The sequence below is a fragment of the Nostoc sp. FACHB-152 genome (genome assembly GCF_014697475.1).
In the GTDB taxonomy this organism is placed as follows: Bacteria; Cyanobacteriota; Cyanobacteriia; order Cyanobacteriales; family Nostocaceae; genus Nostoc_B.
Genome location: NZ_JACJRV010000003.1, coordinates 24,691 through 40,847, shown reverse-complemented (window position 1 = coordinate 40,847; position 16,157 = coordinate 24,691). Strand labels below are relative to the sequence as shown.

Below are 16,157 nucleotides of genomic sequence, written 5' to 3'. Positions count from 1 at the left end.
TAACTGGCACTAGAATTTTCTGCCAAAAAATTATCTTATTGCAAATTATCTGTGTTGCTCACTCCACTAACATCTACTGAGCCTAAGCCATTGACATCAATCTTTAGAGGTTCTTTTGTAAAGTATTTTAAAGTTGAAGCTAAAGCTAGTTGGGAAGCTACTTGATAAACAATTTCTTGAGAAATTTCCTTTTGCTGATTTAGCAACTCAACAAAGCTTTCAAAATCACGCATTACGCAATATCTGTGTAAGGCAGCTTTTTTATCTATCAGATTAAACTTTTCGTCAATTTTATCTTTGGCTTCTTGTTCTGCTTCAGAAATGGAATTAACAAATCCGCTGTTATGACACAACTCGCCAGAAATCTTATAATAATAAGCTTTTTTGCTTAATGATTCTTCTTCAATAGTGATTGAATGAAACTTGTACTCAATTTTGTACTTATTAGATTCCATAAATATATAACATCACATAGTTAACTAATAACAATCGGATCTTTGTATCTTATTTTATTTCTATTGTTCTTCGTTATCTTCTACCTTAACACGACATTCAACTACACTACAAAATATCTCTTTAACCCTGGCTTATAGATTGTATAACCGTCTACTTTTATTTTTTAAATTACGGACGTAAGTAGAGAACATAAGCTATAAAAGAAGACCTGAGAGTTAGTTGTAGCGATTGTTTGTAGGATAGAAGAAAAGTTTAATATTTTATACAATTTATCTAATACCTAAGCTAATTATTTATTCTTTAGCTTGGTAAAAAGACGAAACAGTAGTGTATGGCAATCCTATTTGATTTATGAAAATAGTGAGATTCAAATCCCCGACTTCTATAAGAATTCGGGGATCTTGTCATTCACGAATGATTTAGGATTGCTATAGTCTTTGCAAGTACCAATTAATAAATTACTTCTTTTGCTCCCTTCCGTACCATGCGCGTGTTTTTACGCTATAAAAATAATTAATGGGGATAAGAAAGACACGAAACACTCTGCGACAATCACTGTCCGTATTCCGCTATAGTGGACGGGCGATAAATTTGGTGTGGACTACCAGCCGCACTTTAACGATAATTTTGGCAGTTTTAACTTTAGTAGCGGGGCTTTTACCAGCTGCGATCGCCTATATTGGTAAGCTGATTGTAGATGCAGTTGTCGCTGCGGCTGGTGGTAATTTGACCACTAGTTATCATCCTTTATTGTATGTAGGTTTAGAGGCGATCGCAGTTGCTTTATTAGCTGCAAGTCAGCGAGGGCTACTCGTTTGTCAATCTCTACTTAGGGTGCTACTTGGTCAACGGGTAAATGTTCTCATCCTAGAAAAAGCACTCACCCTAGACCTACGCCAGTTTGAAGACTCAGAATTTTACGACAAATTAACTAATGCTAGGCGCGAAGCATCTGTGCGTCCCCTGTCTTTGGTTAACCGCACTTTTGGCTTGGTACAAAATGCCCTATCTCTCGTCACTTACGGCATTTTGCTAATTAAATTCTCAATTTGGGCAGCGATAGTTTTGATAGTAGCAGCTATGCCTGCATTCATTGCCGAAACTAGATTTGCTGGCGAAGCCTTTCGCCTATTTAGCTGGCGTGCGCCCGAAACCCGTCAACAGCACTACATCGAAAATCTGTTGGCGCGAGAAGACTTTGTTACAGAAGTCAAACTCTACCAGTTGGGAGAGATGCTGTTAGGACGTTACCGCAATGTATTTGAGCAACTCTACGGCGAAGACAGAGACTTAACGCTGCGGCGGGGAATGTGGGGTTATCTTTTGAGTTTGGTAAGTACTTTTGCCTTTTACATCGCCTACGCTTGGATTGTTCTAGAAGCCGTGGCGGCTAGAATTTCCTTAGGCGATATGACGATGTATCTCACCGTCTTCCGTCAAGGACAGTCCACTTTCTCTAACGCCTTGACTTCCATTGGGGGAATGTATGAAGACAACCTGTATTTATCCAACCTATACGACTTTTTAGAAGAGAAAGTTACCAAAGCTTGGGGTGACGCTACCAAAGGTTTAGATCCCCAAGATGGTATCCGGTTTGAGAATATATCTTTTACTTATCCTGGTAGTTCTAAACCCGCTTTAAAAAATATTTCTCTGCATCTCAAACCTGGTGAAAAACTGGCAATTGTCGGTGAAAACGGTTCCGGTAAAACTACCTTAATTAAACTCCTCACCCGACTTTATACCCCAGACTCAGGCAGAATTTTATTAGATGGCTTGGACTTGCAAGAGTGGGATGTCGATGTATTGCGGCGACGTATTGGCGTAATCTTTCAGAACTTTGTTCGTTATCAATTTACCGTCGGAGAGAATATCGGTGTTGGCGATGTTCACAATTTAGAAGATAAACATCGCTGGCAAATCGCTGCCCAAAAAGGTTTAGCCCAAACTTTTATTGAAAGATTACCTCAAAGTTTTCAGACACAACTAGGTCGTTGGTTCAAAGGCGGACAGGAACTATCTGGTGGACAGTGGCAAAAAATCGCCTTAGCCCGTGCTTTTATGCGTAGCCATGCAGATATTCTAGTCCTAGATGAGCCGACATCTGCGATCGATGCTCAAGCTGAGTTTGAAATTTTTAATCATTTTCGTACCCTGACGCAACATCAAATGGTGTTCTTGATTTCTCACCGTTTTTCAACTGTCAGAATGGCTGACAAAATCGTAGTGATTGAAAACGGCGAAGTCATAGAACAGGGAACTCATGAGGAATTGCTGCAAACTGGCGGACTATATGCCAGATTATTTCTCTTGCAGGCGGCTGGTTATCAGTAATGTCGTGTCCTGACATCAAAACAAAAAGTCACATTTTATCCCGCCCTGGCGATTATAAATTGCACGCCAGTCAGGGAGTCGGCTTTGCCGACGACAGTTGCTACAACCGAGGGAACCTCCGCAACGTACTGGCTCGGCTATACAGACAAAACCCGCCAGCGCGGATTATTTTATTAAGTCTATGTAGGTGGACTTTGTTTGTGTAGTAGCGAATTCTATTCGCCCAACTAGTTCTAAATTTCTCATGAATGATTTAGGATTGCTTTATATAGAGTGACTGACTAAATTGACAATCTTACATTAAAAAGTAGGAGTAAAAGATTATGCCTATTAGTAAAAATATCAAAGTTAAAATTAAGCTACCTTTTATAGGCGAAGTTGAAGGTTCTTGGGAGCCTGATGAAACCGAAGAAAAGGCGGCTTGGGAACTTTATGTAGAGTTAATAACACGTATATCTATTATAGAACTTAAGCCCGATGAAGGTTTATTAAGAGAAGCTTTGTCTTCTCTTTATTCAGTTTTCTCCACTACTAGAGAAATATTAAAAAAATATGGTGCTTCTATAGCTCGATGCAAAGATGATAGCGAAATATCTTTTGGTTATTTAGCAATAGCAGTTCTCAACACAGTTTTACGCCCAGTTTTAGCGAAATGGCATCCTTTATTATTAGACTACGAAAGCAGAAAAACCAAAGATACATCGCCTGTTGAACATGAACAATTATGGGAGAGAAATCAAGAATTAAGAGCAGAACTAAATCAAGTCAGACACATCTTGCTGGAATATGCTGAAATATTAGCTGAAGTTGCCAAAGTACCGCTTTTAATTGTAGATAGATAGCTTTCAAAGCCAGGATACATTAGACAAAAGCTGTTGATATGTTTCCTGGATTAGCATCTGAATTTATATCACTAAATTGCTGAGTGAGCATTTATAAAAGTAGGGTTTGTTATGACTATGCAAAGATTTCGGAACTTAAGAGAACCAGAATTAGCCGTAACGCACTATCTTTTTATGTGCGTTAAGCGTTGCTATAACGCACCCTACAATTTAAGGTTTACTTTATAAATTATCTCTTAGTGACTTTCGTCATATATTAATTAGTAAGTACTAGTGACTTTAGTCATACTAAAAGTTTAAACTATTTAGTTTAAAATTATTGTTATGATTTTTTTAATTCTAACATTGTCAATATGAGATTATAAAATTTTATTATTTATGAGTCAATTGATAAGTCATAAATAATATCCAAAAAATCTATTGCCGATTGTCTGCTCTCACAAGTAGTCTGTAAATCAAATAGGATTGCTAGATGATGTCGCCCAAAAATCGTACAATGCCTATTTTGGATACGAATTTATTTAAATCTATTCTTCGCCCCTGTTATTACAAAAAAAAGTCTATCGAAGGATGGATAGCAAAAAAGAGCAAATTATATATCCAAACTTACGAATGGATTAATGGTGAAAATATAGCCATTAATCATTGGGCAAAATTACCTCAATTTATATAGTTACTTTAGGAATCAAGTTTGATTAGTGAACATAGTTGTGTAGAGAGGCAATAGGCAAGAAGGCAGGCAGAAATGAACTGATTTTTTCAAAAATTAAATGTGAGTCCCATATAACGATTAAAGAAAATGAAGAAATTAAAAGTCTGAGCTACCAAGCTAAAGTTTTAGCCCAGACTAACTAGCTCGGTAGCCCTTTTTGATAATAGACATGGTTATGAAAATTGATACATCACAGACTGTAGATTCATCAGTTATAGTTCCAGAACAGCCAAAGAAACGCCAGTATCGGTGGTTTTCGTGGTTACTTATCTTTGGTCTGTTAGGTGGAATTGGCTATGCAATTTATTACCAAGTAACAGTTGCGCCTCGTCAAGAAGCTAGACGAAGAATTTTAACACAGCCTGTAACAAGACAAAATTTAGCGATCGCTGTTTCTGCCAATGGCACAATTAAGCCTGAGCGTACAATTAACGTCAGTCCGAAAACTTCAGGCATACTGAAAAGACTCCTAGTTAAAGAAGGAGATGTTGTCAAACAAGGGCAGATTCTAGCTTACATGGATGATTCCAATCTGCGAGGCAATCTAACTCAAGCACAAGGACAACTAGCACAAGCCGAGGCAAATCTGCAAAAAGCACAAGCCGGAAATCGCTCTCAAGATATAGCCCAAGCACAAGCACAACTAGAAGAAGCGCAAGCAAATCTGCGGAAGGTAGAAGTAGGAAATCGCCCTCAAGATATAGGTCAAGCTCAAGCACGTTTAAGAAGCGCACAGGCGACACTCCAGCAAGCAGAAGACGATTTACGTCGCAATCAGCAATTATATAGCTCTGGAGCGATCGCGCTGCAAGCAGTTAACCAATCACGGTCAGCGCGTGACACTGCCCAAGCGCAAGTGAATGAAGCACAGCAAGCATTGTCACTACAACAAGCAGGTTCACGCCCAGAAGATATTCAACAAGCCAGGGCGACAGTCAAACAAAGACAACAAGCTTTAGAGTTACTCAAAGCCGGAACCCGTAGCGAAGATATTGAAGTCGCTCGCGCCCAAGTAATATCTGCACGTGGCTCACTGCAAAATATCCAAGCTCAAATTAATGACACAATACTTCGCGCACCTTTTGCTGGTGTTGTCACGCAAAAATTCTCTGATCCTGGGGCTTTCGTTACGCCAACGACTTCTGGTAGTTCTGTTTCTTCCGCAACTTCTTCTTCTATTTTGGCTTTAGCTTCGACAAATCAAGTTGTTGCCAATGTATCAGAATCAAATATTTCTAAAATTCGTATTGGTCAACCAGTGACTATTAAAGCTGATGCTTATCCAGGAAGAGTCTTTCAAGGGAAAGTTATTCAAATTGCGGCTCAAGCTACTGTCGAGCAAAACGTTACCAGTTTTCAGGTGAAAGCATCCCTGTCAGACCCTCAAACTCTACTGCGATCGGGAATGAATGTAGATGTAAAATTTCAAGTTGGTGAGTTAGAAAATGCCCTAGTTGTACCTACAGCCTCAGTCGTCCGCCGCGAAAATGCTACAGGCGTATTTGTTTTAGGAGCAGATGAACAACCGAAATTCACTCGCATTCAGACTGGCATGACTGTAAATAACTTTACTGAAGTTAAGTCTGGATTAACAGGCAATGAGAAAGTCTTACTGAGTTTTCCGCCAGGGTCAAGACCACAATCAACACCACGCGGGGGCGTATTCCCAGGTGTAGGGGGTGGCCGTCGTGGTGGTAATGCTCCCTAGTGCTGTGTCAACTCAAAATACCGGGGGGCAGAGGCGCAGGGGAGCAGGGGAGCGGGGGGAAAGAATTTTATTTTCTGACTATGAACTCGGCAAAGTTGCTGTGACAGAACTAGTAAAGTTCAAAGCTTTAGATATCAATGCTTTAAATTTAAAATTAGTATGATTCAGGGTTTATATAAACTTAAAAAAACTCAGAGTAAGCGTACAGTGCCATTGACAGAAATATTTTCGATGGCGGTAGAAACACTGTGGAGTAATAAATTACGCACAGGACTTACTATGTTAGGGGTGATTATTGGGATTGCCTCTGTTATTGCCATTACTTCTGTTGGTCAAGGGGTGCAAAAGAGCGTTGAACAACAAATACAAGCATTAGGTACAGATGTGCTGCAAATTTTGGCAGGTGCGCCCAGAAGTAGCAATGTTCGTCAAGGTTTAGGTTCTACTAGTACCTTAACTTGGGAAGATGCCAAAGCCATAGCCCAACAAGCACCATCAGCACAGCTAGTTTCCGCCTATCTTCAACGCAATGCTCAGGTAGTTTATGGCCCAGAAAATACGTCAACCACAATCTACGGTACAGATTTAAATTATCCAGAAGCCAGAAATACTTATCCTCAAGAAGGACGATTTTTTAATCAAGACGAATTAGATTCTGCCAAACAAGTTGCGGTGATTGGGCCGACAGTCAAAAAAACACTGTTTGGAAATAGTACCCAAGTCATCGGTGAGCAAATCCGCATTCAGGGAGAAACTTATGAAGTGATTGGAGTCACAGAACCTAAAGGCGCGCAGGGGCCATTTGATCGAGATGACCAAATTTTTATTCCCCTGACTAGTATGTCGGGGAGATTAGTAGGAAATAATGCTTTAACAGGTGTTTCTGTAAGTGGAATTTTAATCAAAGCTAGTAATCAAGAACAGTTAGAAGCGGCTCAGTTTCAAGTTACTAATATATTACGTTTGCGTCACGAGATTTATCCCCCACAAATAGATGATTTTCGGATTACTAACCAAGCTGACATTGTTAATACCTTCACTAATGTCGTAGGTTTGTTTACAGTTATGGTAGTAGCGATCGCCGGTATTTCTTTAGTCGTCGGCGGAATTGGGATCGCCAATATTATGCTAGTTTCTGTAGTGGAACGCACACGCGAAATCGGGATTCGTAAAGCTGTCGGTGCAACTAATTCAGCAATTCTGAATCAATTTTTAGCTGAGGCGATCGTGATTTCTATTGTGGGTGGTGGTATTGGTATTGGTAGCGGTATTGTAATTGCTTTGGTCGCCGCTAATATTTTAAAATTTCCCTTTGTAATTTCTATTTTATCAGTAATTGTTGGTTTTGGATTGTCGTTATTTGTTGGTTTAGTGGCAGGCGTTATTCCTGCACGCAACGCTGCTCAATTAGACCCAATTACTGCTTTACGTAGCGACTAAATTTCAAGCGTTTCGCGCAGGGTGTAGGGTGTGGGTAAAGAGACACACCCTACACCCCACACCCGCCCCAACGGGGCTTTGTAATCAGGCAGGATGTCAGAAAATGACAAACATGATTTGGATGGAATCTATTACCAAGACTTACCAATTAGGAGAAATGAAGGTTCCGATTCTGAAGGGAATTCATCTAGCAATTGAAGAGGGTGAGTATGTGTCAATTATGGGGGCTTCTGGTTCAGGTAAATCGACGTTGATGAATATCTTAGGGTGTTTGGATAGACCTACAAATGGTAGCTATATTTTTGAAGGGAGAAATCTAACTACTTTTAATGATGATGAATTAGCTTATATCCGCAACCAAAGAATCGGCTTTGTTTTTCAGCAATTTAACTTACTACCTCGGTCAACAGCGTTAGAAAATGTTATGTTACCAATGGTTTATGCTAACTTACCTAAAAATAAACGTCGGCAAAGAGCATTGGATGCTTTAGTAAGAGTGGGCTTAAGCGATCGCATTCTCAACCGTCCCAGTCAACTGTCTGGAGGACAACAACAAAGAGTTGCGATCGCACGTGCTTTAGTTAATCGACCTGCATTAGTTTTAGCAGATGAACCAACAGGTGCTTTAGATACAGAAACTTCTTCTGAAGTCATGAATTTATTGACAGAATTAAATGAGCAAGGAATCACAATTGTTATTGTTACCCATGAGCCAGATATTGCTGCTCAAACTAAAAGAATTATTCGCGTACAAGATGGCTTAATAGTCAAGTTATAAAAAAACACAATTTCTGCTCTTATTCCCCTATTGCCTATTGCCTATTGTCTATTGCCTTAAAAGTAATGCGATCGCAAAGCAAAAAATATAGTAGCTTATGATTCTGAGTAAAAAACACTAACCTCTACACTATGAAATTACTTTGCTCTCAAAGCGATCTTAGTACAAACCTCTCACTTGTCAGCCGTGCTGTACCTTCACGACCGAATCACCCAGTCTTAGCTAATATACTGTTGCAAGCGGATGCAGAAACTAACCAGGTAAGTTTAACCGCCTTTGATTTGAGTTTGGGTATCCGCACCAGCTTTAACGCCGAAGTCTGGCAAAGTGGAGCGATCGCACTGCCTGCTAAACTCTTAGTAGATATTACCTCCCGTCTGCCAGAAGGAGAAATTACCTTAGATGACGAAGCATCAGCTGCATCTACAGGCGAAGGCTTAATTGTTACCCTCACTCCAAAAAGCGGGTATTATCAATTACGCGCTATGAGTGCCGAAGAATTCCCAGAACTCCCCATAATTGAAAATGCTGAACCAATTCATTTAACCGCCGCCGCTTTAATTGAAGGACTGCGGGGTTCATTATTTGCCACTAGTGCTGATGAAACTAAGCAAGTCCTCACCGGAGTTCATCTGAGTGTGAAACAAGACACCTTAGAATTTGGTGCTACGGATGGACATCGCCTAGCAGTAGTAGAAACTACAAACGAGCGTCCTTTGGGTGGAAGTGGACAATTAGAGGTGACAGTACCCAGCAAAGCTTTACGAGAATTAGAGCGGATGATAGCTCATAACGCTGATTCCGATGATGCGATCGCCTTATATTTAGATCAAGGTCAAGTGGTTTTTGATTTACAAAATCAACGCTTAACTAGCCGCACCTTAGAAGGGCAATATCCCGCCTATCGACAACTGATTCCCCGCCAATTTGAGCGACAAGTAACAGTAGATAGAAAGCAATTTGTCAGCACTTTAGAACGAATTTCTGTACTAGCAGATCAAAAGAATAATATAGTCAAGCTCACAATTGATAACGCCACTCAAGAATTGATATTATCTTGCGAAGCTCAAGAAATGGGTAGCGGTAGAGAGTCAATACCTGCTGAAATCTCTGGAGAAGATATAGAGATTGCTTTTAACGTCAAGTATTTGATGGATGGCTTAAAAGCTTTGCCATCTTCAGAAATTCAGATGCACATCAATCAAAACCTCACACCAGTGATTTTTACACCAATTGGAGGTTTGAAAATGACTTATTTAGCTATGCCTGTACAGCTACGTAGTTAAAACTCAGTAGCAGCATTTTGAGGGAAATGCGATCGCATTTCTTTCATTGATATCTGTTAAAAACTATAATTGGAAATGGAGGTGAATGAAGCAATGTTTTATGCATCATTGATTCATATAATGGGAAAGTGAATAGCAGCTTAAGCTTTTGTTTACGAATCAGATATAAGTTTTCTATTTTAAGTACTTTCAGGTCTACAATCATCCTGATTGTATTAACTGTAATGTTTTTTATAACAATAACCTCTTCTTACATAGGTTGGTGCTTTCCTATGATTATACTTCCCATACAACAAGTAAGAGCAGACTACAAAAAAGCAGATTTAGTATTCCATAACGTCTTACATACTCATGATTCCTATGAGGTTCAAGTTTTCCTAAGTCATCCTAATGCTAATAACAATATACCTACTGTGAGAGAAGGCATATATGCAGGTTCTTTGTTTTTTTATGGTCAAGGTTACTCTGTAGAAGAACAAAGACGGCAAATCTCGAATCGTGAGATAATAGGCAATGACTACGATCTTAGTCCTGGCGCATCAAATATATCTCCATTTACGCTTTATATTGATATTACTGACAAACTACATCAATTTATTGGCGACTCTGATATAGTTATTTCTTTTGCTACTGTTGATTTAAAAGGGCATAAACTAGCTAATCCTGATTTTCAATTTGGTTACATCACTTTAGAAGTAGACTAAACACTTTTAACATTCTATTTGGCTGAAATGGTTGGAAAACATTTATTAAAAGTTACAGCATTCGGCAATCTTCTAAATAAATAGAGCCGAATGCTGTCATTAAATGTCATGTATGCTTTGTTTTTAAAATAAGGAAAAAGTAAGTATTAAAGCGTTGTTAGCATAATTGCTTCAAAGTCAGTTCCCGGACTGGTTAACTGATTTCCTTTAGGATCAGTCGCAATCAAGTTTACGCTGACTTCATCAGCTCCTGCTAGCTTGCGAATAGCCTCCGTTACGTCTATAGAAGTATTAAATGGTTGAACGTGAGAAGGACGACGAATGTCAAACTGATCGATGGGGCCACGCTCAGGCGCACAGTGTCCTGCTTCACCCGGACATTCGCCATGTCCAAATAAAAATAAAGAACCTGCGTAATGCTCATTTCCTGTGGTAGGAGTGTTGGCATTGGCATCGGGTTGATTAAGGAACACTCGAATTTCACAAGAAGATCGAGGATGTAGCAGATTCTGGAATTCTAGTTCGGCTTTTTCAAAAGTTGGTTCAACAGATGCTAACGAAAAACCAAGCACCGGAGTACCAGAAAATTTTTCAGCAACAGTAGATGCAGCTGGCGGTGCTTCATCAGTTAAATATTCATATCCCAGCTTTTTAATATCCCATACGTCTTCGGTAGTAACGCCAAAAGGTGTGAGAGGAGTTGTCCAAATCGATCTTCCGTTAAAGGCTTCTTCTTTGGGAACAATATTTGGATGTGCTGCCTGCCATTCTGCAAAGAGGCGATCTACATTACAGTGGTGTGACCAAAAAATGGGATCATAAGCAGAATAGGGGACTATTCCCATAGTCCCACCAACCCAACCATGCAAACCGTTGTGTGGACTTTCCAGCGCAGATGAATATCTAGAGTAAGTAGTATCTACTTGTTGTGCCTGTTTAACCAGTTCAGCAAGTCGATCAAAAGTTTCGAGTGGCCCTGGGTCTCTGGAAGTCTCTGGGAAATTTGAACCTGAAAACTCAATCCTCGCTTTGAGGAGAGAATTATCATTTCCCGACTCATCCTTTTCATCAGTATAAGCTTTGGGTATTCCCTCCTGTCGGGTTGTTGGTGATGTCCAGTCCCAATAAGGAATTGTTACATCAGGAACTTGTTCTTGAAGAGATTTTTCCAGCATAAGTAAGTATGGACGATGCCACACAGCAAACAGAGGATTACCGTGGGCGCAATAAATAGGAGCGGGTAAACCATGAATACCTGCTATATATTGGTAACTGCGGTCATCAGTCGCTCTGATTTCATAGACTTTAATGAATGCTTCTCTCAAGTTCGCCAGTTCATCGGCTGTTAAGTTAAGGATATTTTTGCGGTAAAAAGTTGTAGTTGTAGTTCTAGCAGTGGCTGTTGCTGCTGTTCCTGATATAGCAGCTGCGCTCAAAAAATTAGCTGAAGGAAATCTTGTCCGTTCGGTGGTGCTAGCGAACCTTGCCAAAATTCTAGCCACGATATTTACCTCATGCCATAGGTTTCTTTCACTATTGCCCACAAATTTAGCTTGATATTATGATGTCAAAATTTGTGTACCATTGATACTCCCATAAATATTTAAATATCAGTGTAAAATTAATACATTAATTAAGATTTCTAGCCCTGTTAATTTCTTTGTTGAGGTTCTTTGCAGATTAATTGCTTATTGTCATCAACCTAAAAAACCCAGTCTTCAGATGGACTAGATTCTACCTTTATATCTTTAACCCGAATTTAGGTTAAATAAAATTTTCTTTTTGGATCATGAAGCTCATTATTTAAGAGTTCAATTTGACTGAATGCGTCATCCTTTTTTAGACACAGCAGGGCTGTGAAATAAATACCAACGCCACGGCAAATCTACCCCTTTAGTTAAACCAATGCGGGTAGTCTGAATTAAAGTTAAATGTCCTTGGTCTAGTTGCTGTTGAAATTCAGGATGGCGGTGTTCTAGCCATAATGGTTGACCAAACTCTAGGGGTGTTGCATTCAACGTCGAATCAATATTTAAGGCGCGGCAAAGTTTACCAGGCCCAGCAGCAATGCGATGAGGTTTGAGTTTTTCCTTATGGTTAACCCAATTGGGTACTTGATCTAACTCAAGGGCGCGCAGAAGCACAGCACTAGCTACTCCATCTCGGTCAGTGACAACGTTTAGACAGTAATACATCCCATAAATTAAGTACACATACGCCTTACCAGCAACACCAAACATCACCTGATTACGTGTAGTCCGGCCACGATAAGCGTGCATTGCCGGATCATCAGGTGCATAAGCTTCTGTCTCTACTATCATTCCTCGCAAAATACTGCCATCTGACATCTGCCGTACTAAAGTACAACCGATAAGTTCAGGTGCGATTATGGTTGAGGGGCGACTCAACCAAGTAGCATCAATGCACGTAGTCACTTTTTCTGTACTTTACTGTAGCTACTATAAGATTACAGAAATTCAGAATTGATTGAAGTTTTATGTATGAATACTTTGCTGAACCGGAATTTCAATCAGAAATTCGCTACCTTCACCTAACTGAGACTGACATTGAAATGTTCCACCATGCTTTTCTACCACAATTTGGTAACTAATAGATAGCCCCAAACCTGTACCCTTACCCACTGGTTTAGTCGTGAAAAATGGATCGAATACGCGTGATTTCACAGACTCTGATATTCCTAGTCCATTATCTTTGATATAAATCATGACGCTAGGCACATTGCCATGCAACTTGCCAGCAGTAGTCCGAATCGTAATTTGATGTTGGTGAGTTTGTGATGGTAAGTTTTGATAAGTTTCCAATGCATCAATAGCATTACTTAACACATTCATAAACACTTGATTCAATTGTCCGGCATAGCATTCAACCAATGGTAAATCACCATATTCTTTGATTACTTGAATGCTAGCACCACCAGTTGTTGACTTCAAACGGTGCTGTAAAATCAACAGCGTACTATCAATGCCATCGTGAATATTTACCTCCTTCATTTCAGCTTCATCAAGGCGGGAGAAATTACGCAAAGACATGACAATTTGACGAATGCGTTCTACACCAATGTGCATAGAAGACAGAATTTTTGGCAGATCTTCAGTCAGAAACTCTAAATCAATTTCTGCGGCGCGATCGCAAATTTCTGCGTCAGGGCGAGGATAGTGCTGCTGATAAAGATGCAGCATAGCGAGTAAATCATCAGTGTATTCCCGAACATGAGACAGGTTACCGTAAATGAAATTCACCGGATTGTTAATTTCATGAGCAACACCTGCTACCAACTGACCCAATGAGGACATTTTCTCAGTTTGGATAAGTTGAGTTTGGGTTGTTTGTAATTCATGTAATGCTTCCTGTAACTGTTGTGCTTGCTGCTGGCTATGAAACAGTAAATCAGCTTGCTCTACGGCTACGGAAAGCTGCGCCGCCACTTGAGTTGTAAATTGAATTTCTGAAGCTTGCCATTCACGAGGTTGGGCGCACTGGTGAATGCATAACAAACCCCAGAGTTCATTACCTTTAACTAGGGGGACAACCAAATTAGCTTGGACCTGAATTTCTTGCAGCATCTTCAAATAACAAGGGTTGAGTCCAGAGTTGTTAACGTTAGTAATGACATGAACCCGTCCTTGGCGATGAAAGGCAACATATTTCTGCTTAAAACAGGTATCTTTAATTTTTAATGTGATAGTCGAGATAAACCCTGGCAAAATATCTTCTGAAACTATTTCGCCATCATCCAGTTCGGAATTAGAATCGAAACGGTAAACCACTACTCGGTCAGCATTCAAGATACGGCGCACCTCACGTGCAGTTGCAGCAAAAATTGTCTCTAAATCAAGAGATTCTCGCAACTTGGTTACTACTTCAAATAATATCTGTTGTTGTTCTGCTGCTTTACGCAATTCAGCAGCCTGCTGCTGAGTTTGCATGAGTAACTGAGCTTGTTGGAGTGCTATCCCCAATTGACCAGCAATTTGGCTGAGGAAGGTAACTTCTGAATCTTTCCATTCGCGGGGGCCGGAATGTTGATAGGTGCAAAGTAGACCCCACAGCTTTTGCCCAACGAAAATCGGAGCTAATACAAAAGCATGAATTTGATAAAATTCTAAATTTTCTAAATGGCACTGAGTGAACCCCATTTTGTAGATGTCATCTACCGCAAAGGTTTCATTGTGGCGATAACGTCCTCCTTCGGTGTCTTGGAGGTAAGTGTCATTCCAAATGGTATTTATCCGAATTTTGGCTTCATTTGTCCAATTGGGACTAGCCGCCTCAAAGTCTCCAACAAATTCACCACCCCAATCTTGTGTAAAACGGTAAACAGAAACGCGATCTGCTTTTACTAACTGACACACTTCTTTTGTGGTGATTTGAAAAATAGTGTGAGTATTTAAAGACTCACGAATCTTGGCAATTACCCCAAATACTGATTGTTGTTGTTCATAGGTACGTTGTAATTCAATTGTTCGTCTTTTAACTTGATGTTCTAAGTTGTGATTAAAAGCTTGTACCTGTTGGTACAGTTCATGTTGTTGAATCGCTGAGGCAAAGTGTTTAGAGATTTCTCTAGCTAATTGAATTTCTTCTTCTTGCCATTGCTGAGGTTGAGCTTTTTTCGATTCTCGCCATAAATCAAACGATAGACGGGGATATAATTGACGGCGATCGCTATCAAATCGTCCAGCCCACAAGGTTTCTGTGTCTATTTCATCTCGGAAAATGCTTAAATAACCTACTAACTGCTGACGATATTGAAGTGGGATCATCAGAAGGCTGCGAATTTTAGTAGGTTGAAAAGCTAGTTGTAAAGTTCGCAAATTTGAGGTTTGATAAATGTCAGCGATCGCCCAAACATCATATCTACCTGACTGATAATGCTCCTGCCAGACACTATACTGCTCCATTAAGGGATAGATAGTTTCTTGAGGAATTTGTGGTTGCTGTCCACAGGTATAAACTTTAATGCAATTACTACCCGGAATCAGACATTCGGCTAGACTCTTAACCCTACCATCTTGCGGATGAAAGGCTTCGTTTCTGATACACAGTCTGCCACCAGAACCTTTAAAAGCAGCAACCGCTTCTTCTAATGCAGGTTGGAGAACAATTGTCGGTAGGGAATGTAGTAACGTGGCAATGCGGTTAATTTGACTTTCTCGTTCTGCTTTCGCACGGGCTTGGGTGAGGAGATTGCTTTGGGCGATCGCTATTGATAATTGATCTACCACCATTTGCATGAGTTCTAGCTCAGATTCTGAAATAGAACTTGCTTCGCAACTATGAGATACTAGCAATCCCCACAGTTTATCTTGATGAAAAATTGGTGCTACTACAGAAGACTTCACCCCCATTGCCGTTAAATATTCAGCATGGCAAGGATCTACGGGGCGGTAACGGATATTTTCTGCCTGAATTTCACCTGTTTCTAGGATGTTGACTGAACTGTGACCGATCTGTTGCGTCTCCAAATTCACTACAGAACGTACCCGACACTTAATAAACAGTTCACGAGCATGGGGAGGAATATCATCAGATGGAAAATTTAGCCCTAATAGCGAAGGTAAGCGATTTCCATCAATCGACTCACTCACTACTTCACCGCTACCATCGGTATGAAATTTATAAATCATCACTCGGTCAGTTCCGAGTAAAGTCCTGATTTCTGCTGTTGTCGTCGTAATTATTTCTTCTAACTCTAATGTTTGACGAATCCGGTTGGTAATACGCCGCAATACAGTTTCTTGATTTTGTCTCATCCACAAGTCGACATCAGTTATTGGAGACATTGCTTTTATATTTAATAACTTTCAAAAAAATAAATAACTAAACATTATAAATCTAAATTTATTGTTAATTTTCATCTTCTATTTGTCCACAGT

The 16,157-nt window shown here is 39.9% G+C and carries 11 protein-coding genes; 7 read left to right on the top strand and 4 right to left on the bottom strand.

Translation table 11 applies throughout. From position 1 onward, the window contains the following. Window positions 1–35: 35 nt before the first annotated feature. Complete coding sequence (locus H6G76_RS03975; protein WP_190695675.1) at window positions 36–455, bottom strand: hypothetical protein; 420 nt, start codon at window positions 453–455, stop codon at window positions 36–38. A 517-nt stretch (window positions 456–972) separates the two neighbouring features. Between H6G76_RS03975 and H6G76_RS03970 the strand changes: the two genes are divergently transcribed. The 7 genes from H6G76_RS03970 (at window position 973) to H6G76_RS03940 (ending at window position 10,260) form a co-directional block, all read left to right on the top strand. Beyond that, a complete protein-coding gene (locus tag H6G76_RS03970) occupies window positions 973–2,790 on the top strand; it encodes an ABC transporter ATP-binding protein (RefSeq protein ID WP_190695673.1) in 1,818 nt (605 codons plus the stop codon). Window positions 2,791–3,113: 323 nt separating this feature from the next. Next, window positions 3,114–3,632: a hypothetical protein gene (locus H6G76_RS03965; RefSeq protein ID WP_190695671.1), complete on the top strand. Its 519-nt coding sequence runs from the start codon at window positions 3,114–3,116 to the stop codon at window positions 3,630–3,632. An 887-nt stretch (window positions 3,633–4,519) separates the two neighbouring features. Further along, window positions 4,520–6,052 (top strand): efflux RND transporter periplasmic adaptor subunit, encoded by a 1,533-nt coding sequence (locus tag H6G76_RS03960; RefSeq protein WP_190695670.1) that lies wholly within the window; start codon window positions 4,520–4,522, stop codon window positions 6,050–6,052. A 159-nt stretch (window positions 6,053–6,211) separates the two neighbouring features. Then, on the top strand, window positions 6,212–7,492 hold the full coding sequence (locus H6G76_RS03955) for an ABC transporter permease (protein WP_190695668.1): 1,281 nt from the start codon (window positions 6,212–6,214) through the stop codon (window positions 7,490–7,492). Window positions 7,493–7,595: 103 nt separating this feature from the next. After that, window positions 7,596–8,270 (top strand): ABC transporter ATP-binding protein, encoded by a 675-nt coding sequence (locus H6G76_RS03950; RefSeq protein WP_277883072.1) that lies wholly within the window; start codon window positions 7,596–7,598, stop codon window positions 8,268–8,270. A gap of 131 nt (window positions 8,271–8,401) precedes the next feature. Further along, window positions 8,402–9,556, top strand: coding sequence for a DNA polymerase III subunit beta (gene dnaN / locus H6G76_RS03945; RefSeq protein ID WP_190695666.1), 1,155 nt, complete (start codon window positions 8,402–8,404; stop codon window positions 9,554–9,556). Window positions 9,557–9,828: 272 nt separating this feature from the next. Next, window positions 9,829–10,260: a hypothetical protein gene (locus H6G76_RS03940; protein ID WP_190695664.1), complete on the top strand. Its 432-nt coding sequence runs from the start codon at window positions 9,829–9,831 to the stop codon at window positions 10,258–10,260. 146 nt (window positions 10,261–10,406) lie between these two features. Here H6G76_RS03940 and H6G76_RS36870 read toward each other — a convergent pair whose 3' ends face one another. The 3 genes from H6G76_RS36870 to H6G76_RS03925 form a co-directional block, all read right to left on the bottom strand. After that, window positions 10,407–11,762 carry a tyrosinase family protein gene (locus H6G76_RS36870; protein ID WP_313934744.1) on the bottom strand — a complete coding sequence of 452 codons (1,356 nt, stop codon included), beginning with the start codon at window positions 11,760–11,762 and terminating at the stop codon, window positions 10,407–10,409. A gap of 327 nt (window positions 11,763–12,089) precedes the next feature. Next, on the bottom strand, window positions 12,090–12,695 hold the full coding sequence (locus tag H6G76_RS03930; RefSeq protein WP_190695662.1) for a DNA-3-methyladenine glycosylase: 606 nt from the start codon (window positions 12,693–12,695) through the stop codon (window positions 12,090–12,092). Between the two features lie 60 nt (window positions 12,696–12,755). Continuing rightward, window positions 12,756–16,064, bottom strand: coding sequence for a GAF domain-containing protein (locus tag H6G76_RS03925; RefSeq protein WP_190695660.1), 3,309 nt, complete (start codon window positions 16,062–16,064; stop codon window positions 12,756–12,758). Window positions 16,065–16,157 lie beyond the last annotated feature (93 nt).